The organism is Pelotomaculum schinkii (assembly GCF_004369205.1).
GTDB lineage: Bacteria > Bacillota > Desulfotomaculia > Desulfotomaculales > Pelotomaculaceae > Pelotomaculum_C > Pelotomaculum_C schinkii.
The window spans coordinates 166,164-185,819 of record NZ_QFGA01000002.1 but is presented as its reverse complement, the minus strand read 5'-3'; the positions used below and the strand labels follow the sequence as shown (position 1 = coordinate 185,819).

The 19,656-nt window shown below is 52.2% G+C and carries 16 protein-coding genes; 7 read left to right on the top strand and 9 right to left on the bottom strand.

The genetic code is table 11. From position 1 onward, the window contains the following. Nucleotides 1-44: 44 nt before the first annotated feature. A complete protein-coding gene (locus tag Psch_RS11840; protein WP_190240439.1) occupies nucleotides 45-677 on the top strand; it encodes a copper amine oxidase N-terminal domain-containing protein in 633 nt (210 codons plus the stop codon). Nucleotides 678-719: 42 nt separating this feature from the next. Here the strand turns inward: Psch_RS11840 and Psch_RS11835 are convergent, their stop codons facing one another. The 4 genes from Psch_RS11835 to Psch_RS11820 all read right to left on the bottom strand — a co-directional run bounded on the left by Psch_RS11835 (nucleotide 720) and on the right by Psch_RS11820 (nucleotide 6,316). Further along, nucleotides 720-1,244, bottom strand: coding sequence for a DUF6125 family protein (locus tag Psch_RS11835; protein WP_190240438.1), 525 nt, complete (start codon nucleotides 1,242-1,244; stop codon nucleotides 720-722). Between the two features lie 205 nt (nucleotides 1,245-1,449). Then, a complete protein-coding gene (locus Psch_RS11830) occupies nucleotides 1,450-4,515 on the bottom strand; it encodes an AAA family ATPase (protein ID WP_190240437.1) in 3,066 nt (1,021 codons plus the stop codon). Continuing rightward, entirely contained in the window at nucleotides 4,512-5,660 is a 1,149-nt protein-coding gene (locus Psch_RS11825) for an exonuclease SbcCD subunit D (RefSeq protein ID WP_190240436.1), read from the bottom strand. The genes Psch_RS11830 and Psch_RS11825 overlap by 4 nt, the downstream gene beginning before the upstream one ends. A 176-nt stretch (nucleotides 5,661-5,836) precedes the next feature. Further along, entirely contained in the window at nucleotides 5,837-6,316 is a 480-nt protein-coding gene (locus tag Psch_RS11820) for a hydrogenase maturation protease (protein WP_282432461.1), read from the bottom strand. A 43-nt stretch (nucleotides 6,317-6,359) separates the two neighbouring features. Here Psch_RS11820 and Psch_RS11815 point away from each other — a divergent pair, with 43 nt between their 5' ends. From Psch_RS11815 to Psch_RS11790, 6 genes are all read left to right on the top strand, one after another. Next, nucleotides 6,360-7,328, top strand: a complete 969-nt coding sequence (locus Psch_RS11815; protein WP_190240434.1) for a hydrogenase small subunit — start codon at nucleotides 6,360-6,362, stop codon at nucleotides 7,326-7,328. Continuing rightward, nucleotides 7,321-8,715, top strand: coding sequence for a nickel-dependent hydrogenase large subunit (locus Psch_RS11810; protein ID WP_134217007.1), 1,395 nt, complete (start codon nucleotides 7,321-7,323; stop codon nucleotides 8,713-8,715). Before Psch_RS11815 ends, Psch_RS11810 begins: the two co-directional genes overlap by 8 nt. Nucleotides 8,716-8,933: 218 nt before the next feature. Continuing rightward, nucleotides 8,934-9,155 carry a DUF433 domain-containing protein gene (locus Psch_RS11805; RefSeq protein WP_134217008.1) on the top strand — a complete coding sequence of 74 codons (222 nt, stop codon included), beginning with the start codon at nucleotides 8,934-8,936 and terminating at the stop codon, nucleotides 9,153-9,155. Nucleotides 9,156-9,168: 13 nt separating this feature from the next. After that, nucleotides 9,169-9,531, top strand: a complete 363-nt coding sequence (locus Psch_RS11800; protein WP_134217009.1) for a DUF5615 family PIN-like protein — start codon at nucleotides 9,169-9,171, stop codon at nucleotides 9,529-9,531. 48 nt (nucleotides 9,532-9,579) lie between these two features. Continuing rightward, nucleotides 9,580-9,900: an HRDC domain-containing protein gene (locus tag Psch_RS11795; protein ID WP_190240433.1), complete on the top strand. Its 321-nt coding sequence runs from the start codon at nucleotides 9,580-9,582 to the stop codon at nucleotides 9,898-9,900. 225 nt (nucleotides 9,901-10,125) lie between these two features. Further along, entirely contained in the window at nucleotides 10,126-12,618 is a 2,493-nt protein-coding gene (locus tag Psch_RS11790) for a DUF4855 domain-containing protein (RefSeq protein ID WP_190240432.1), read from the top strand. Between the two features lie 10 nt (nucleotides 12,619-12,628). Here Psch_RS11790 and Psch_RS11785 read toward each other — a convergent pair whose 3' ends face one another. The 5 genes from Psch_RS11785 to iorA all read right to left on the bottom strand — a co-directional run bounded on the left by Psch_RS11785 (nucleotide 12,629) and on the right by iorA (nucleotide 19,175). Then, nucleotides 12,629-13,540, bottom strand: coding sequence for an alpha/beta fold hydrolase (locus tag Psch_RS11785; protein WP_345789091.1), 912 nt, complete (start codon nucleotides 13,538-13,540; stop codon nucleotides 12,629-12,631). A 254-nt stretch (nucleotides 13,541-13,794) separates the two neighbouring features. Further along, a complete protein-coding gene (locus Psch_RS11780) occupies nucleotides 13,795-15,180 on the bottom strand; it encodes a C40 family peptidase (RefSeq protein WP_190240430.1) in 1,386 nt (461 codons plus the stop codon). A 338-nt stretch (nucleotides 15,181-15,518) separates the two neighbouring features. Then, on the bottom strand, nucleotides 15,519-16,802 hold the full coding sequence (locus Psch_RS11775; protein WP_134217014.1) for a phenylacetate--CoA ligase family protein: 1,284 nt from the start codon (nucleotides 16,800-16,802) through the stop codon (nucleotides 15,519-15,521). Beyond that, nucleotides 16,802-17,392: an indolepyruvate oxidoreductase subunit beta gene (locus tag Psch_RS11770; protein ID WP_190240429.1), complete on the bottom strand. Its 591-nt coding sequence runs from the start codon at nucleotides 17,390-17,392 to the stop codon at nucleotides 16,802-16,804. Before Psch_RS11770 ends, Psch_RS11775 begins: the two co-directional genes overlap by 1 nt. Nucleotides 17,393-17,399: 7 nt before the next feature. Continuing rightward, entirely contained in the window at nucleotides 17,400-19,175 is a 1,776-nt protein-coding gene (gene iorA, locus Psch_RS11765; protein WP_243124155.1) for an indolepyruvate ferredoxin oxidoreductase subunit alpha, read from the bottom strand. Nucleotides 19,176-19,656 lie beyond the last annotated feature (481 nt).

Below are 19,656 nucleotides of genomic sequence, written 5' to 3'. Positions count from 1 at the left end.
GTTAAGAATACTTCCATTTAATTAATTTACAGGGAGGGCTTCTTATGAAAAAATTGGCGAAAGTTGTTATAATCGTTTTGATCCTTATTCTTTCCGTAGCGGGATGGGCCCTGGCAACAGGTACAAGTACATATGCCGGCTTTCCTGTCGTTAATCTGCTGCTAAACGGCAAACCAGCCGCCACTGACAGTCCGCCAATAATGATTGACGGGAGGACTTACGTCCCTCTTCGCTTTATAAGTGAATCCCTGGGGGCGTCCGTTGCCTGGGATGAAACGACCCAGACTGTTTCCATAGATAATTCAATAAATGTCCCGGAAGATACAACTCCACCGATTTCAGTCACTGATAAAGGGGTAACAATAACCTTGAAGTCGGTGAATACCGGTGATCATCGCTATACTACTTTAACATTGGGAGTAACGAACAATTCCGTTGCTAAAGTAAAATTCAAAGTTTCAGAGACTAAAATTTATTGTGCCGGCCTGTATTTTGAGAAGCCCAACGATGTCAGTTCTTCATTTGTAAATGATATTCTCCCCGGCCAAACAATTCAAGGGGAAGTAAGATTCCCTGCTTTACCGACAAACGAAAAGGTGTTTAAATTCTATGCTAAAGCCTTGATTGGAGATCCATACGTTGAGTTTGTCCCAGTTTTTAATGTAGTCCTTAAATAGACTGAGCAACCGCCGCAAGGCGGTTCTTTTTTTGAACTGCAATTATAAAATAGAGAACTCCCAGGCGCAACAGTATTCACTGGGGTGGTCATCCGGCGGGCAGGCGATGCAGCGGGTCTTGATGCGGGGATCGATGGTCCTGGCGAAGCTTTCGTATTCCACCAGTCCCACAGACTTGCAGGGAAAGTCCGGCAGGTTCTTGCGCTTTCTGGCTGACTGGACCCTGCAGTCGTTCATCCTGAAGATAAAATGTTTTTCGTTGACCTCGATGATTTCCTGTTTGTTGACGAAAGCATACAGTCTTAAACCCAGCGCCTTTTTCAATGACGGCAGTCCTCCGTTTGGGGCAATCTCCAAAAGCGGCATGATCCGTTTAGCCTCAACCACAGAAAACTTCTCCCAGGCAGCCGCGTCAAGACTGATGGCCTCTGCCATCCCGCATGATTTTTCGACTGCCTGGAACCAGAGGCCGTCATGCGCCAGCCAGCGCTTGGCCATATCCTCCAGCAGGGCCAAAAGAGACTCCCGTGTCTTAAATTCCTCGATTACAGGATTGTTGCCTTTCATTGTCAATCCCCCCGTATATATACTATCCCTGAAAATATAAGTTCTGAGTTGCCTTTAAAAATGTGGGCGCCAATTCATTCGCACGAATGTTGCACTAGATCCAACAAGTTCGGCGCTAACGCGCCGTGTGCGATTAAAATCGCACCCACATCACCATGTTTTATATTCTCCTATGCCGCCTCGCGGCATGGAAACTTCCCTCAAACTATGAGAACCTGAAACCCGCCACGCTGCCTTTTTCGGTAGGCACGACCTCCAGCCTGGCGTCAATACGCTCTTTCAACTCCGGCACGTGGGAGATGATGCCAACCAGCCGGCCGCCTTTTTGTAAATCAAGCAAAGCCCGCAGGGCAAAGTCCAGGGACTCCGGGTCGAGTGTGCCGAACCCCTCGTCCACAAAGATAGTATCCAGGTGGATGCCCCCCGCGTAAGACTGGACCACGTCGGCCAGTCCCAAGGCCAGGGACAGGGAGGCCAAGAAAGTTTCTCCGCCGGATAGCGTCGCCACGCCGCGGGCCGTCCCCGTGTAGGTATCGAACACCTCCAGGTCCAGCCCCCCGGCGGCGTTGCTGCGCGCCCGGTCCAGGGTGCGCTGCAGGTGGTAGCGGCCCCGGCTCATGAGCTTGAGGCGCTGGGTGGCGGCCACTGTCACGTCGTCCAGCAGCGCTCCCAGAACAAAGCGCTGGAAAGTCAGACCGTACTTGTTTTTACCGTTGGCAACCTCTGCGATGCGGCCGATTATCTCATGCCTGTTCTCTAACTCTTTGATACTGCCTGACAGCAGACGCAGCTGTTCCAACCAGTCTTTTTCCTGCCCCACCTGGGTCTGCAACCTTGTACGCAGGGTCAACAGATCGTCCCGCTCTTTTTCAAGGTCCCTTACAGCCTGTTTTAAAGCAACCAGGTCGGGCTCGACCAGTCCCTCAGCCGCCTGGACTGAGCGGTCCAGGCGGTCTTTAGCAGCCGCCAGGTCCTCATCATATTTCGCGAGTTCCCTTTCCAGCGCCAGCATGGCGGCTTTTCCCACCCTGGCCGCCTCGTATTCCGCCAGGGTCTTAAAGCCGGCTTCCTCCAGCCGCTGTTTGAAAGCGAGCTCTTCATTGGTCGCCCGCTCTTTGGCGGCCTGCAGGGCGCCGGCGGCTTCCTGCACGGCGGTCTCAGCCCTGGCCAGCGACTGAGCCGCTGCCTCCGCGGCCTTGCGGGCTCCTTCAAAACCGGCCAGCAGCAGGTCACGTTTTCTCCTGGCTTCCAACTGGGCTTTTTGCAGGGAAGCCTGGTCGCAGAGCTTCGCCGGGATGACGGACTCCCGTTCCTTTACCACAGCCAACGCTGCTTTATAGTCCTCACTCGCCTTTCCTGCATCCCTCTGCAAGGTTTCCAACTGCTCTTTTGCCTTTTCCAGCCGGAGTTTCAACTGCTCAATTTGATCGCTTAAGACGGAGGCGTTTGACGCCGCCCGGCCTGCCTCCAGCCAACCTTCTTTGGCTTTAACGACTGTCTCCAGGAGAGTCTGCAGGTTCGTTCCGTCCTTTTCCCCCAGTTCCTGCTCAAGCTCCCTGATGCCGCCCGAGATCGCTGCCTTTTTATTGGTGATGGCATTTAATTCGAGCTGGGCCTTGTCGCGGCGTTTTTCAAATTCAGCTGCGGCTTGCTGTTTAGCCTTGATTTCCATTTCGCCCGGAAGCCTGACATTGCTCTGCGCGGGGGAGGGATGGTCCGTTGAACCGCATACCGGGCAGGGGAGGCCGTCCTGCAGGGCGCCGCTCAAAATTGCTGCCTGACCCTTGTTCCAGGCTTCCTGCAAACGGGCAACTTCGTCCCTGGCTTTGCTGTAGTTGCCCTGGCACTGCCGCAAGGCGCCGGCCGCCCGCGCCAGGTCCTTTTCTACAAGCGACAGCTCGCCGCGTTTGTCTTCGAGAATTTTTCTCTTTTGGTATACCTGCTCAGTGTTATGGAAGACCGCTTCCAACTCAGCTGCCTTTGCTCCCTGGTTTACCGCTTGAAGGTGCGCCGTAATTTTTTCATCGATGGCCTCTCTGAGCCGGGTTACAGCCGCTTCAGCCTTCTTAAGCTGTATTTCTGCTGTAGAAGCTAGTTTGCCGGTTTCCGCAGCCAACACGCGGGCCTCAGCCAGTGCGGCGACTTTTCCGGTCAGTTCCTCCAGCCGGGTCAGCGTTTGACCGGCGGCTTCCCGCTCGGGTTCTCTTGCTGTTTCCGCTGCCAGCTCCTTTTCCGCCAGCTCTTTTGTTGCCAGCGCGTCAGCTCTGACCTTTTCTTTGGCCAGGAAGTTTGCAGCCGCGCCTGACGCGTCTTGTCGCCGGGCTTGCAGGGATTTCTCCGCGTCCGCCAGGCTGGAGGCCAGCCGGGCTTGAGAGAGCAAGGCTTTTTTTGCATTAATTATTTCAACTTTTGCTACCAGCCCGGCCAAAGCGCCGGCCGCCTGCTTTTTTTCCTCAAGCCTGTCTTTGGCCTGGTTTCCCTCATCAAGCTTGTCCCGTACGTCTTTAAGCTTTTTACCGCTGCGTTCAGTTTTAGCCGCCGCTTCATTTAGTTGGTCCGTATCCAGCTTGAGCCGTTTTTCAAGCGCATCCCCGTTTTCCGCTTTTGCTTCCTGCAGCACCCAGGTCTTTCTTTCCGACAGCTTTTTAAAGTTATCAGAGAGCTCTTTGGCGGACGCTTTCAGCGCCTCCTCAATACGCCGGTAGAGTTCTGTGCGGAACAGCGCTTCCAGGATCACCTGGCGTTCCCGCGAGTCGGCGTTCAAAAGCCGGCGGAACTCGCCCTGGGGCAGCATCACCACCTGGCGGAACTGGCTGCTCTTAAACCCTAAAAGCTTTTCCACCGCCTCAGTAACTTTACTCCACCCGTTTTCCAGGACGTGACCTTCCTCAGTGTCAGTAGTGAGACCTGTCCGTTTCCACAGGGTCGCGTTATTGGACATGACTGTAAAGCCTTCGCCGCGCTTCTTGGGCCGCTCTTGTTCGGGACTGCGCTTGATGCGGTATTGCTCTTGACCGACGGCAAAGTCAAAAGTTATTTCGGTAGAAACCGACGGGTCGGCATGGTCGCTGCGCATCTGCTTGCCGTCCCGCTGCGCCCCGCTGGTGTCTCCGTAGAGGGCAAAGCAGATGGCGTCCAAAATGGTCGTCTTGCCCGAGCCGGTGGGACCGTGCACCAGGAAGAAGGTACGATCCCCAAGTTCCGTAAAATCCAGTGTCTGCGTACCGGCATACGGCCCAAAGGCGTTCATCGAGAGCTTTAGTGGCTTCATGGCCGCGCCTCCCGTTCTTTTCGATACAGTCCCTCCACTGTTTCAGTAAAGGCGCCGGCCTGCCCGTCATCCAGCGGGGCGCCGGTGACCTGCTCAAAGAACGAGGAGAAGAGGTCGATCTCGCTTAAGCGGCGGTGGTCCCCGCCTGGCCCGCGCAGCTCTCCGCCCGAAGTGAGGTGGGGGCGCTCGATATGCAGGACGTTGGGGTAAACCTCGCGGAGCTTGCCGATGGCGTCAAGTACAGCTCCGGTGTCCTGCAAAGTGACCATCAGGTAGTCTTCCCGGCTTTCCCCGTTTTGCGGCCCGGTCAGAATATCCTTTATAAAACCCTCCAAACAGCGCACGTCGCGGCGGGGTGTGAGGCAGATTTCCTTCAGGGCGGTTTTCCCGGTGCCGTCCATTTCCGCCAGGGTCACAGACTTGGTATGTGCCGACTCAGAGAAGGAGTATTTCATCAAAGAACCGGCGTAGCGAATGTTGTCACCGTTATTTTGGGACTGGTGCAGGTGCCCCAGCGCCGTGTAGTGGAAGGGCTGGAAGCAGGAGGCGTCGACCGTCCCCGTGCCGCCGACGGACAGTGGACGCTCCGACTCGCTGGCCTCGCCGCCGGCCACGAAGGCGTGGGCTATCGCCACCTTGCGGGCATCCGGGGGGAGGGTTTTAACTGTCCGGTTAACCAGAGAATACATAGCCCGCTCATGGTCGACCGCTTCAGGGTCGGCCAAGATTTCTCTCACCACAGCCGGTTCGGCATAGGGGAGGGGGCAGAAGTAGACCGGTCCGTGCGAGTCGTGGAGCACAACCGGCGTCAGCCCCTGTAGCTGTCCGATAAGGTGCAGGCCCTGGCGGGCCAGCAGGCGGGTGCCGAACCCCAGCCGCTCCGGGCTGTCGTGGTTGCCTGCGATCATAACGATGGGGACACCGAAGTCCAGGAGTATGCTTGAGAGTGTCTCATCCAACAGTTTCACTGCTTCCGCCGGGGGGACGGAGCGGTCGTAGATGTCCCCGGCGATCAGGATAACGTCTGGTCTGGTATCGCCAACCAGTTTGACGAATTGGTCAAGTATGTAGGACTGGTCATCAGTGAGGTGCACGCCGTGGAAGATGCGGCCGAGGTGCCAGTCTGAGGTGTGAAGGATTCGCATATTGTTGTTCTCCTGTAATAAAATGCGGATATTGAAAAACCATTTACTTAATTTGACTAAATAGGCGGGTATTCCTTTATTGTTATTTGTTTTTGTTTATCTGTCAGATATAAAAGGGGTTCTGATTTGCTGCAATGAAAGAAGGGTGTTCCCACTAGCTGGAATCACCCTTTTACTTACCCTAATAAACGTTGTATTTCAGCAGTTATTAAAGCGACAAGCCTCTTTCCCGCCTGCTGTAAAGCGCTTGTAGGCGTTACCCCCAAATCTATATCCGCAGGCTCAACTCCGTAAATGGTCAATGTTTCAGGTAAACCAGTTATATTTTGGGCCTGCCTGATCACCCCGGGAAGTGACATATCGTGCAAGTCCTGCTCTTTATGATCCAGAACATCATCAATACCCAGACAGTAGACACTGCCCGGGCTATCCCCCGCGCGTATCGCGTCTATGGCAATAACGTGCCGGGAGCGGCTGATTTCCGCCAGATAATAAAATACAGATGTCCCCACCTCAAGTAGCTGTACTTCCGGGGGCCACTCTAACTTCTGAAGCTCTTCCAGCACGAAGATGCCTATCCCGTCATCCGTCATTAGCAGATTGCCTAATCCAAGTATTAATATTTGCAGCCTTGGGTCATCTTGCCCTATATTCATAATACATTTATATTAATGGATAAAAATTTTAGGAGTATTCTGCATGCAAAAAGAGGAATTTAATTACCGCTGCCGGGAGTTATCTGCCGGACTGGATTTTCAGTTGACTAAATATGTACTTGATACGGTACAGGAGCACAGAAAAAGCAAATCAGCCGGGAAACTCCCTGTGATCTGGATTGAGACCAGCGACAGCGGGGATAACAACATCGCCTTTATGAATACAACCTATCCCTATCTGGGTCAGGTCCTCTCCGGTTTGATAGACTTGTTGTACAGCAATACCTTTATGGCGGCTCAGGGAAAAGATGCGCTAAATATTCTGGAGCAGGCTGCCACAGAACTGCGGGGTAAATTCACCCTGGTGGTGGAAGGCGCTGTACCGTTAAAAGATAACGGCCTCTATACAGTAATTGCCCGTACTGAAAACTACAGCCTTACCGCCCGGGATGTCTTAACATGGCTTGGTCCGCTGGCTAAATACGTTGTGGCGCTTGGTACCTGCGCCAGTTTTGGCGGGGTTTCGGCTGCCAGACCAAATGTTGCCGGAAGTGTAGGTGTCCGGGACGTATTGAAACGGGAGGTCATAAATGTAAGCGGGTGCCCCGTAAATCCCGACTGGTTCGTGGGTACGTTGGCCCACCTTCTGCTTTTTGGAGCGCCGGAGTTAGACAGCTTGAACCGTCCAGCCCTTTTTTACGGTTTTACCGTACACCGCCATTGCCAGCGGCGTTCCTATTTTGACCAGGGGCATTTTGCAGAAAAGCTGGGTGACCTGGAGTGCATGTTTTCTCTGGGATGTGTAGGGCCTAGGACCGGCGCCGACTGCCCTTACCGGCAGTGGATTAACCACGTGAACTGGCCTGTCAGGGCCAATACCCCGTGCATTGGCTGTACCAATGAAGATTTTCCCGACGGTTCCTCGCCCTTTTTTACTCCCTTGCCGGAAAAAAATCCACCCCCGCATGAAGAACAACCGGCTGCTTCTAAAGGAGGGGCAAAAGGTGAGTAAAAAGAGAGTTATGTTTAGCCCGGTCACACGCTTAAGCGGCCTCTTATCGGTAGAAGTGGTAGAGGAGCGGGGGGGTATTATAGAAGCAAAGGCCGGCGGCACCCTGTTCAGGGGCATTGAAGCGATCATGAAGGGACGTCACATAACCGACGCGGTTTATTTAACCCAGCGGGTTTGCGGCATCTGTTCGCTGGCTCACGGCACTGTTGCCGGTTACCTGTTGGATGGGCTTTATGACCATGAATTACCGGAAAATGCCCAGTATTTAAGGAATATCATGCTGGCGGCAGATACTTTGCAGAACCATATCAGGCATTTTTATTTTTTCAGCCTGCCTGATTATGTTAAGATGCCGGAACAGCCGCCTTTTTTAAACCAAAACTTACACGATCACAGGCTGTCCCAACAGGATAACGCACGTTTGGTAAACCACTATTTTCGCTCTGTTGCCGTCTCTCAGGAATGTCACCAGTTGTTAACGGTATTTGGCGGCAAAATACCGCACCAGCATAGTTTTGTCCACGGCGGTGTGGCAGTGGCTCCCACCGCTGATAAAATAAGCCAGTGCCTGGCTTTAATTCATAGTGTGCATAGTTTTGTTAAGGAGTGCCTCGTTCCGGACACCGAGCTGATAGCAAGCGCTTACAGGGATTATTTTAGAATAGGGGGGACACCCGGAAGATTTTTATCCTTTGGCATGTTTCGTTTCGGGTCTAAAAACCAGTCCCCCCTCTGGCGCAGCGGTGTATTGGCAGGAGCTCAACTGAGTGTACCTGATGTCCGGTTAATCAGTGAGGATATAACCAGCTCCTGGTTTGTCAATGCCGATGGCCAGGAAATTCCCAGCCCAAGTAAACCCGCAGCCTATTCCTATATTAAATCCGTCCAGTATGCCGGACAGACCTTTGAAATGGGCCCATTGGCACGGATGTTGATCAATGGTTTCTACCGTGGGGGCAATTCCGCCATGGACCGGATTTATGCCCGCTCCATGGAAACCCTGCTGATAACTGAACTGGTAATAGATTGGCTGAATAAACTTGTTCCCGGCCCACCTCCAATCCAACAAAAGAAAGTACCGGTAAAGGAATACGCTGTGGCAGCAACGGACGTGATGCGCGGCGCTTTGCTGCACAGTGCCCGGATTAAGGGGGAGCAGGTGGAGGAATACAGGATTATTACGCCGACCGCCTGGAACTTTTCGCCTAAGAACAACAAGGTTCAGACGGGACCCGTAGAGAGCGCCCTGACAGGGACAGTCATTCCCGGGCCGGACATGTTATATACAGTTTTGGGGCGGATCATCCGTTCCTTTGACCCCTGTATAAGCTGCGGCACTCATGTGTTAAATGCTAAAGGAGATTTAACGGGTAAGATGGTTTTTTGAGGAAACGATATCTTATAACATCTGTTTAAATGTTTCGTTTTCTGGGAGAATAGAAAAACAAGTGTCTTTTTTTAAGTAGCTAAAAAATTAACATTGCTTCAAGTATAAAAATTGTATTGCTGAGATACTGGGCAAAATAAAGTCCTTGGTGTATATTGGTAATAGCAGTTGTTCTGATGGTGTATAAGACAGATATGAGTTGACTGGGGGTCTAAAAAATGTTTGGCTTTGACCGTGTAACGTTTGATAGGCGCATAATGGGAGGGCAAGCATGTATTCGTGGAATGCGCTTACCGGTTTCACTCATTGTTAATCTCGTAGCGCATGGTAAGAGTTTTGATGAAATTCTTGACGAGTATCCGGATTTGGAAATAGAAGATATCCAGCAGGCATTAAAGTATGCGGCATTTTTGACTCGTGACAATATATATGCTCAGTGACGGGGAAAAAGTTATGAGATTTTTGGCGGATATGGGTATCTCAAATCGAACTGTCAAATGGTTGCGTCAGAAAGGTTATGACGCTATTCATTTAAGTGAGGAAGGCTTGCAAAGGTTATCTGATCAGGATGTTCTTTTAAAAGCGCAGCGAGAAAATCGCACTATTTTAACGGTGGATTTAGATTTTGGCTATCTTGTTGCAACAAGTGAAAGTAATTTGCCAAGTGTTATTATATTCCGGTTGAACGACGAACGTTCTGAAGTAGTTAATAGACGTCTTGAAAAAGTACTAACAGTATGCAAGCATGATATCGAAGCAGGTGTAATTATTTCTGTTAATGAGAAGTCTATACGTACGCGAAGATTACCGTTTTAGAAAGAGCTCCCGGTTCGATATTTTTATTGCCTTATAATACCAGATCAATTGAAACAGGGGGGGCTCAGCACTCCCTGTAGTAATCTCGAGCCATATGCCCATTTTAATACCTTTTGTGCATGTGCTAAAGAAGAAGTAATTATTAGTAAAAATGGCAAAGAAGATCTTGTGAGAGAACTCAAGAGATTTAGATTAATAAAATCAAGGGAAGAAAGCATTGCAGTTTATTTGATCTTTAATAAAGAGGAAATGGATGCATTAATTACTGCTTATCCAACTAGCGAAGATGAGTTGCTTAAAGAAAAGGGGTTTGGTAAAATAAAGGTTGGTAAATATGGTAAAGATATATTAGAAATTTTCAAGGAGTAATTTATAGCTGTTAGTCTTGTAATCTATTATTTAGCGGTTAATCAATATCTTTATTCAGAAGGCCGTGAGATTTTTCTGCTAAGCTGGTTTATAGTGTTATTAAGTAGATAGGACGGTATATATATAGAGAGATATCCCAGGCCGTCCTTAAATAGGGAGTTAATGTAAAATACAAACAGACTTGTTTAATCTAAAACTTTGTTAATCTAAAACGTGGAGAACATAATGATATTCAGAATAACAACCTTTTTGCTGTTGCTTTCCCTTATATTCACACTCCCAGCTCAAGCCCAACCGGCTTCCCCTGCTTTTCAAGATATCACCGGTTCATTTGCCGAAAAGGCGATCCTGGAGCTGGCGCAGCAGGGCATCATCAGCGGTATCAACCCGGTAGAGTTCGGCCCTGAGCAGAGCCTAACCCGCAGGGATTTTGCCGTCCTCCTGGCCAAGGTGCTGGGGATACAGCCGTTTGCTCCCTTGAAGCCCACTTTTTCTGACGTGCCCTTCGATGCGCCAGGCGCCGGTTATGTGGAGGCGCTGGCCAAACTGGGTGTTTGGCATGGTGAGGGGGACGGCAGACTGGGTGCGGATGAGCCGGTCCTGCGGCAGGATGCTGCCGTAATGCTTTACCGCGCGCTGGAGGAGCAGTCATTGTCATCGTCCCTGGATGGACGCTATCTTGACTGGGGCCAGATATCTCCCTATGCGGAAGCAGGCGTGGTCTACGTGACCGGCCGGGGCTGGATGAGAGGCAGTGACGGCTGTTTCTTTCCCCTGCGGGAGTTGACCCGCGCTGAAGCGGCGATGATAGCCAACCAACTAGTGATTATGAGAAAGGGACAGGCCCTGACGGCTATTCCGGTAGTCTCATCGAGAAAGCTGGAACTAAAGGCAGGGGAAGCCATGCATATTGCTCCGGAGACGGCGCTTATACCTCTAGCCTTTACCACCGCCTACGGGGTGGACGACCCGTCCCTTGGAGCATTGTCAAATGACGGGATTATTACCGCCGGCAAACAGGCCGCTTCTGCCACCATCACAGTTAACGCCGGTTTGAACTCCTATGAGGTAATAACAAGCGTAAGGGCTTCACAGGCGGAAAACAAAAATGAGGGCGTGTTTGCAGAAAACAGCCAGCCTGAGAAGGAACTGACAACCGGCGCTTCCTACCAGGTGGAACAGCTGGCGCCCGATTTGGGGTTTCAAGAGAAAGAATACAAGAGCTACTCCGGCCCTGTCGAAGGGCTTACATCCCAAGGCCAAGCCTGGACTGGGTTTCTACGCCAGCAGGGACGGGAGATTACTGTCGATCTGAAAACAGCCCAAGTCGTCAGCAGTATTTCACTTGAGTTTTTACAAGATGCAGCGTCGGGAATAAGTCTTCCCGGTTTCCTAAAAGCTGTGGTTTCTCCGGACGGGAAATCGTGGTACCACTTAGGGCAGGTCAGCCATAATGTTGACCCTGCCGATACGGTGGTGCAGACTAAAAATTTGACTCTTTCCTTTGCGCCCGTCATCACGCGCTATATAAAGCTCAGCTTTCCCGTGAACAGCTGGGTCTTTGCGAGGCATCTTTCAGTCAGGGGAGGCAGACGTGTGGATAGTCCTGCGGTTCTGGCTCCTGCCGGTTACGCAGTCCCATCCGGTGAAGGCTTCTTGAATGTTCCGGACATGAACAACATTCTATTGGTCTATACCGGCGGCAACGGTGATGATGGAACCTGGAAAAGTAATGACTTTCAGCCGATGGTAGCCTACCAGGACAGCAAGTGGGTTATCAGGGGCAGGCTCTTTGATACGATGCTCTTTTTGCCCTATGCGGATGTACCCTGCACCAGGGATGGCTGGAATGCCTATCTGGACGACCTGTTTAAGGAGGGGGCGCAGCTTTCCGCCCTGGACGAGGTGGTGGGGCGTTTGAATGAAAACACTGCAATAACAGGAAAAGAAAAGGTCATCCTGACTATCCCCTACCCTGATCCAAAACAGCAAGATTTCGGAGCGCTGGAAGAAGGTGGGGCGACCCTGGATTTTTCCGGATCCGTTGATAGCGGAGAGCAGGCTGCTGTGAGCAGGCTAAAAGCCGTACGGTGGTTTTATGACAGCCTGATCAGCAGGTGGAAGATGGCCGGGCTAAACAACCTGGAATTATCAGGGATATACTGGTACAGTGAAACGATAGACCAAACTGTTAACGGAGAGAAAGAACTGGTGCAGGGTACGGCGCGTCTGGTACGTGGTGACGGGCTTGAGTTTTTCTGGATTCCCTACCACGGGTCGCGCGGTTATGAGGACTGGAGGTCATACGGCTTCACCCGCGTATTCCTGCAGCCGAATTTTTACTCGGTGGACAGCCCGCCGGAGGAACGCATGGATCGTACGGCGGACCTGGCCAGGCGCTATAACCTGGGAATGGAGCTGGAGTGTGACGGTAATATCCTCTACAACCGCTATTACTACGACCTGTTCTACAGACAGTTGAACAGGGCCAAGCGGCTGGGGCTGGACCAGGACATCACCTTGGCCTGGTATGCGGGTTCCAAGGCGCTGGTCAAGGCGGCCGCAAGCAGCAGCCTCAAAGTACGGGCCGTATACGACGACATTTACAGCTGGATCAACGGGACCTATGCGGCTCCGGCCGGCACAGTGCCTGAGGAGTCTGTGGGCGCCGCTGGTGGGCAGGTTGAAACGGAGAGCGACGGTCTGTCCAGGAAATAGTATCAGTAAACTAGCGTTTGTTAATGTTGGCGCAGTATGCATGGACGATTTCTTCAGCCACTTTTTGCTGGTACAGGATACGCATGTGCCCGAACAAGTCCAGCGGCAACATGGAGAAGCAGCTAACGGACAAAACATACCCTTTAGTTATCGGAGCTCCATACTCGTCTGTGAGGCAGGCCATGAACGGATTAACAACTACGTCCTGCCGGGTTCCAAATGTGGCCACGTGGATGCCTGCCTGAATCATCCTTCGGGCGGCTTCATTTTTTTGCCTTTCTATTCCCAGTTTGTCTTTCAACTGGTTTTCTGCGGCCAACTGTCTTACCGCCGGTGATCCCCATATTTTTCGGACTGACCCAAGTAAATCAATCCTGTTGTAGGATAAGCCGGTAAGGGGGGAATTAAGGGTAATAACTCCTTTGATGGGCCCCGCGTTTCCAAGGCGATACTTGGTGACATAGTCAAATACAATCCTGCCTCCGAGACTGTGTCCTACCAGGAGGTAATGGGCCTGCGGATGGCTCCGGGTGAATTCATCAATCATGTTTTTCAAATGGTTGACGCTGAACTGGATCGGCTGTCCTGTGTCTGCAGGCCGGTAAGGCTTTGGATACCACCGCCCTTCCTGCACCAGGCCGCCAGTATAGCTGTACATCAGAAAATGCTTGTCATTGTAGCTGAAGCCCAATCGTTCAAATGACGTGCGAAAATATTCAAAACCCATGGTATTGTAGGGGGTTCCATCACAACTGGTATCAAGCCCGGGCACGAAGATAACATAAGTTTCTTCCTGAGGGGGTGGGAGGTTTTGCATCTGTTGAATAGGGGTTACTGGTTGGGGGGTTGAAGACGAAAATATTAATATTTTAATGATGAGAATGGCCAACGCTGCCATGCTGGCCATTAGGCGTATGTTCATTACCACGGTCCGGGACTCCCATCTTTCGGCTCTATCACAATAGCGGCATTATTCTTTGTCATTTCCGGGCTAAACATACTGCCATTTTAAATAATAGAAAAGATCTGAATGCCTTCATTAAGATCTATAGAGTGTATATGAATTCACGATCATATTGTTTAAGAACAAGCTGATCACTGATACCGGTAAATATAAAACAGGGAGCGCCGTCACTCCCTGTAATCATTTCAAACGGTATGCGATTTGTTTCATATTTAACCAATAACTCTTCGGGCGCCTAAATACCTCGCTTTGTAATATGAATCAGATAGAGAAGTTATAGTAACAACACCCGCGCCGGAGCTGGAGTGGATAAATTGATTGTCGCCTATGTATATGCCTACATGTGACGGTCCTGCTTCATAGGTGCTGAAGAACACCAAATCCCCTGGCTGAAGCTTGCTGACCTTGCTGACCTTGCTGCCGGCACTATACTGCCCGTCGGCTGTACGCGGCAAATTAATATTGAAGTAATCGAATACATAGTAAGTGAACCCTGAACAGTCAAAACCTGACGGTCCTTGACCGGCCCAGGCATACGGCACTCCAAGGTATTGCCTGGCAAACGCTACAATCGCCTGAGTGTCCCGGTCTATAGCTTGTCCGCGATTGGCAAGCGCTACTTGAGGATTTGCGCTTTGCAGCGCCAGCAATGTTTTCTCGCCGGCGACGCCGTCTACAGTAAGCTTGTTGTCATATTGAAAGTTGGCGACAGCGCTGCGCGTGCCGGAACCGAAAGCGCCGTCAGGCACGCCCTGATAGTAGCCTAACTCGCTCAGCTTTGTTTGCAGTTTAAGTACGTTGTCCCCGGACATGCCTTGCTTTAGCGCTGCCGGCTCGCCGCCTGCCGCAGTATTCCCTGCAGAGGCCATCGTGCCTCCTTGGCGCAACGCTGCCAGTGTGCCCGCCCCAGCGATACCGTCCACTGTAAGGTTGTTGGCGGATTGAAAGCTGGCTACGGCGCTGCGGGTGCCGGGCCCGAAGGAACCGTCCGGCGTGCCCTGATAGTAGCCTAAATCACGCAGTTTTTGTTGGAGCTTTAACACGCTGTCTCCGGACATGCCTTCTTTTAACGCTGATTGTTCTCCATTATTTGAACTCAGAACGCGCAAGGCTTCCAATGTGCCCGCCCCAGCGATACCGTCCACCGTAAGGTTGTTGGCGGATTGAAAGCTGGCTACGGCGCTGCGGGTACCGGGCCCGAAGGAACCGTCAGGCGTGCCCTGATAGTAGCCCAGATCGCGCAGTTTTTGTTGGAGCTTTAACACACTGTCTCCGGTCATGCCTTCCTTGAGGACTCCGCCATTTGAGCCGGAAAGGCGCAACGCCTCCAATGTACCCACACCGGCGATGCCGTCCGCAGTCAGGTTATTGGCCGACTGAAAGCTGGCGACAGCACTGCGGGTGCCCGGACCAAAGACTCCGTCCGGCGTACCTTGATAGTAACCCAAATCGCGCAATTTTTGTTGAAGTTTTAGCACACCGTCCCCGGACATGCCTTCTTTTAACACGGATTGGTCAGCAAAACCGGCAGTGTTTTGGAGGAATAAAATCAACAGCGTTGCCAGGCAGATTGTAAAAAGCTTCAAACTCCTTTTCAATAATTCGCCCTCACTTTGTTGACCAAAATAGATGTTATTGACTTAATCTCCTTTCTTTAGCATGGCTCTTTAATTTCATTTCGTCTTGCATCGCGATTATTCCTCCATCAAAAACAAATTTCTTTAATTTCAGATAAATTGTTAAAAAATTCAGTCGTTTTTTTAATAATAAAGGAACCCAGGGACTATTTTGCTCTTCATCTGTCGATATTGTTAGTGTAATTTTTACCTGTGGCTCCGGGATGATTTTTACGCCGCATTGTAAGGCCAACCTGCGATGCTATTTTTCGTGCTGATTTACTGTAATTTATATTGCCGGTAAAAACAGGGAGTGCTTTTCAGCACTCCCTGTAGTCATATACTCTTTTGCTTTTCTTTTCGCTCCGTGGCAGAGAACCGTGTGGGACGGCTTCCACGTCCGTGAGGATCCCAATGCGGGTTTTTATATTTTTCTTCAGCTCGCCGGCCACCTTGTCAAGTGGTTGGCCCTCCAGCGCTTCAGCCTTAATCAGGATGGAGTCCTTGCCCTCAGAGCGTTTTACTATGATCTGGTATTCGCTGCCGGCTCCTTCGGTTATTTTCAGCACGTGGTCAATCTGGCCGGGGTAGATGTTGACCCCTTTGATTTTAACCATATCGTCGGTGCGGCCAAGGACCCGGGCGTGCATTGGGTAGGGGCTGCCGCAGGCGCATTGTTCAGTCAGAAGGCGGGTGATGTCGTGGGTACGGTAGCGCAAGAGGGGCATGCCCTCCTTGGTCAAGGTTGTAACGACGAGCTCGCCTTCCTTACCTGGAGGCAGCTGCGCGCCTGTGACCGGGTCGATGATTTCAAAAAGCAGGTGGTCGCTCCAGTAGTGCAGACCGGCGTGTTCAGGGCAGTCGATGGAGATACTGGGCCCGTAAATTTCGGTAAGGCCGTAGATATCAAAGGAATCGATGCCTAAAAGTTCTTCGATCCTGGCCCGCATTTTGTCGCCCCAGCGCTCCGAACCGATGATACCGATGCGCAGCTTGATCTTGTCTTTAAGTCCCCGCCTGTTGATTTCTTCTCCCAGGAGCAGGGCGTAAGAGGAAGTCGCGGTCAGGACGGTGCTTTGCAGATCGATCATAAACTCAATTTGTTTTTCCGTGTTGCCGGGGCCCATGGGAATGGCCATGGCGCCCAGCCGTTCCACCCCGGCCTGAAAGCCGATCCCCGCCGTCCACAACCCGTAGCCGGGGGTGACCTGGACGCGGTCCCGGTTGGTTACCCCGGCCATGGCCATGCAGCGGGCCATCATCTCGGCCCAAATTGAAACGTCGTTGGCGGTGTAGGGTACGATGATCGGCTTGCCGGTGGTGCCTGATGAGGAGTGGATACGTACCACTTTTTCTTCCGGAACGGCTTGCAGCCCCAGCGGGTAGCCCTGGCGCAGCTCCTCCTTGGAGGTGAATGGTAACCGGGCCAGATCGGCCATGGTTTTCACACCCAGCGGGTCTATTCCGGCCTCATCCAGCTTTTTGCGGTAAAACGGCGAATTCTTGTAGATGCGCGGTAAGAACTCACGCAGTTTGGCTTCCTGGCCGCCAATGATTTCCTCCAGGTCGAAACGCTTCTTGGTTTTAATTGATACCACTGACATTACGCCACCTCCATGGCCCGGCGCCCGACTTCAAAAGCGCGCTTGTTGGTATTCTGAAGCTTCTCCGGAATTAAGTTTAAGACTGCCTGCTGCAGTTGCTCCGGTTCAAAAGGAAGTCCCGGCAGGGTGGACAGGGCTCCCAGGATAATGACGTTGCCGGTCTTAATGTTGCCGGCGCTTTTGGCCAGTTCATCCAGGTCGAGCAAAACTACCTTTCCGGGTTGTTCCCGCAGGTACCGTCGCATTGCCTCCCGGTCGTAGCTGGAGATGCCCAGCTGCACCGAAACCGGGACGATGGCGGAGGAGCTGGCGATAATGACGCCGCCCGGTTTCAACTTGGGCAGGGCTCTTATGGTTTCCGCCAGTTCAAAACCGAGCAGGATATCGGCCTCGTGGTCCGGTATGGTGGCGCCGAAGAGCTGTTCACCTATCCGCACCTGGCTGGTGACAGAGCCTTCCCTTTGGGCCATCCCGATTATTTCCGAGGTGCGCACATCCAGTCCCAGGCCCATACCTGCGCCGGCCAGCGCCCGGGAGGCCAGCACGGACCCCTGACCGCCGACGCCGCTGATAACTATATCGAGCTTCATTGCTATACTAAACCTCCTCGATGGCCCCGACGGGGCAGACCTGGTCGCAAAAGCCGCAACCAAAGCAGTTATCCAGAATTTCCGGACTGCCGGCCGGTTTACCGATGGCGGGGCAGCCCAATTCGTCAACGCAGGCGCCGCATCCTGTACAGAGATCGGGGTTAATCCTGCGGCGCCGCCCTTTTTTCATTTGCGCAACACACGCACGCTGCATAACCACTACGGATGGCCCGTCAAAAGCAAGGGCCTCTTTAGCCACCTGCATGGCTGTTTTCAGATCAAAGGGATCAGCCACCCGCACAAACTCTACGCCACAGGCTTCAGCCATCCGGGCTATGTCAATCGACCTGTCAGTCGGCCCCATTGCTGTACGGTTAAGCCCGGGGTGGGACTGGTGGCCGGTCATAGCCGTGGTACTGTTGTCAAGAATAATCAGAGTGATGTTGGCGCCGTTGTGTACCGCGTTAATCAGGCCCGGTATGCCGGAGTGAAAGAAGGTGGAGTCTCCCAGAAAGGCTACCTGTTTGCGGTGCGGCTCCACCCGGCTTAAGCCTGCGGCGATGCTGACACTGGCGCCCATGCAAAGGCAGGTGTCCGTTGTGTATAAAGGCGCCATGGCGCCTAAAGTATAGCAGCCGATATCCCCGGCAAATAACGTGTCTTTGCCACGCGCGGCTTCTTTAAGAATATAGAAGGAGGCACGGTGCGAACAACCGGCGCATAGGACGGGCGTGCGCAAAGGCAGCTCCGGCGCAGTAAAGGTTGCAGCCTGCTCAGGCTGCCGGCCGTAAAAACTTTCCAGGATACTCCTTACTTTATTCACATTGAACTCGCCTTCACGTGGCGAATGATTGTCGTTTTTACCGGATATCTGCGTCGTATACCGGTTTTTCCAGGCCAGGGCGATAACCTGGTCTTCCACCACCGGCTCCTGTTCCTCAATTACCAGGATTTTTTTGGCATGCTGCAAAAGCTTTAGGACCGGACCGGCAGGCAAGGGGTAGGGAGTGCCGATTTTCAAGACGGAGGCTGCAAGGCCGGTCAGCTGCAGCGCCTCCATCACGTAGTTGTAGCTGACACCGCAGGCTATAATCCCCACGTCAGATTGTTTATTAATTGTTAGCTGGTTAAATGGTGAACTCTCGAAGCTATCCCGCGCGACTTCCTGCTGGCCGTTGAGCCAGACATGTTTACGGGCGGATAGGTTGGGAAAGATCACCCAGTTGGGACTTCTTTGAAAACCGGAAATAGGCTGGAGCGATGCGTTGCCATCCTGTATCTCCACGTCCTGGCAGGCGTGGCAGGTCCGCGTGGTTGGCCTTAAGATTACCGGCAGGAGCAGTTTCTCTGATAAATCAAAGGCGTACTTGGTCATTTCCAGCGCTTCACGTGGCGTGGCCGGGTCGAGGACCGGGAGTTTGGCAAACCGGGCAAACAGGCGGGTGTCCTGTTCGGTCTGGGAGCTGTGCGGTCCGGGGTCGTCCGCCACCACTAATACCAGCCCGCCCTTGACACCGATGTAGGCCAGGCTCATCAGTGGGTCGGAGGCCACATTCAGCCCGACTTGCTTCATGGCCGCCAGCGACCGCGCTCCGGCGTAGGCGGCGCCTGCCGCGACTTCCAGGGCTACTTTCTCGTTGACCGACCACTCAGCGTAAAAGCCCTTTTCCCGGGCCAATCCGGCCAGGGTGGACAGAACTTCCGAGGAGGGTGTGCCCGGATAGGCGGCAGCTACCTGAACGCCGGCCTCTATCGCGCCGTAGGCAATTGCTTCATTTCCCATGAGGAGTTTTAATGTCAAGTTTGTTTTCCCCCTATGTGGGACGTGGGACGTGGGTATATCCTGCATTTCTTCAGGGTCTCTTGTAATTCCGGAGAATCTCCTGAAATTTGCATGTCCCATGTGCCGCGTCTAAAGTACTGTCTGATTTCCTTTATCCGACCGTTTAGATTTGCATGGATTCAGACGGCAAATATAAGCTTAAAAGACGCAAATTTTTATATAATTCGACACCTGACGCTGGATTCCTTTGTTACGGCGCACATCGTCAGGGAAATACTCTATCTGAAAACAACTGTACAACTGTTCAGCCCACAGAGCGAATCTGAAAAATGCAGGTGCGAATTCATTCGCACAGAAGTTACATTAGCCACACAAGTCCGGCGCTAGTGCGCCCTTGTGCGATTGAAATGGCGCCTACATCGCCTGGTGTTTTATGTGTACGAAGCAGTTTAAGTATTCTTAAAGCATTTTTGGTGTGCGA

Excerpts from the sequence above, each read along its gene's own strand:
- Psch_RS11805 (WP_134217008.1), top strand. The coding sequence starts at position 8,934 with ATGTTTGGCTTTGACCGTGTAACGTTTGATAGGCGCATAATGGGAGGG.
- Psch_RS11820 (WP_282432461.1), bottom strand. The coding sequence starts at position 6,316 with ATGAATATAGGGCAAGATGACCCAAGGCTGCAAATATTAATACTTGGA.
- Psch_RS11830 (WP_190240437.1), bottom strand. The coding sequence starts at position 4,515 with ATGAAGCCACTAAAGCTCTCGATGAACGCCTTTGGGCCGTATGCCGGT.
- Psch_RS11790 (WP_190240432.1), top strand. The coding sequence starts at position 10,126 with ATGATATTCAGAATAACAACCTTTTTGCTGTTGCTTTCCCTTATATTC.
- Psch_RS11825 (WP_190240436.1), bottom strand. The coding sequence starts at position 5,660 with ATGCGAATCCTTCACACCTCAGACTGGCACCTCGGCCGCATCTTCCAC.
- Psch_RS11785 (WP_345789091.1), bottom strand. The coding sequence starts at position 13,540 with ATGAACATACGCCTAATGGCCAGCATGGCAGCGTTGGCCATTCTCATC.
- Psch_RS11770 (WP_190240429.1), bottom strand. The coding sequence starts at position 17,392 with ATGAAGCTCGATATAGTTATCAGCGGCGTCGGCGGTCAGGGGTCCGTG.
- iorA (WP_243124155.1), bottom strand. The coding sequence starts at position 19,175 with ATGGGAAATGAAGCAATTGCCTACGGCGCGATAGAGGCCGGCGTTCAG.
- Psch_RS11800 (WP_134217009.1), top strand. The coding sequence starts at position 9,169 with ATGAGATTTTTGGCGGATATGGGTATCTCAAATCGAACTGTCAAATGG.
- Psch_RS11815 (WP_190240434.1), top strand. The coding sequence starts at position 6,360 with ATGCAAAAAGAGGAATTTAATTACCGCTGCCGGGAGTTATCTGCCGGA.
- Psch_RS11775 (WP_134217014.1), bottom strand. The coding sequence starts at position 16,802 with ATGTCAGTGGTATCAATTAAAACCAAGAAGCGTTTCGACCTGGAGGAA.
- Psch_RS11840 (WP_190240439.1), top strand. The coding sequence starts at position 45 with ATGAAAAAATTGGCGAAAGTTGTTATAATCGTTTTGATCCTTATTCTT.
- Psch_RS11835 (WP_190240438.1), bottom strand. The coding sequence starts at position 1,244 with ATGAAAGGCAACAATCCTGTAATCGAGGAATTTAAGACACGGGAGTCT.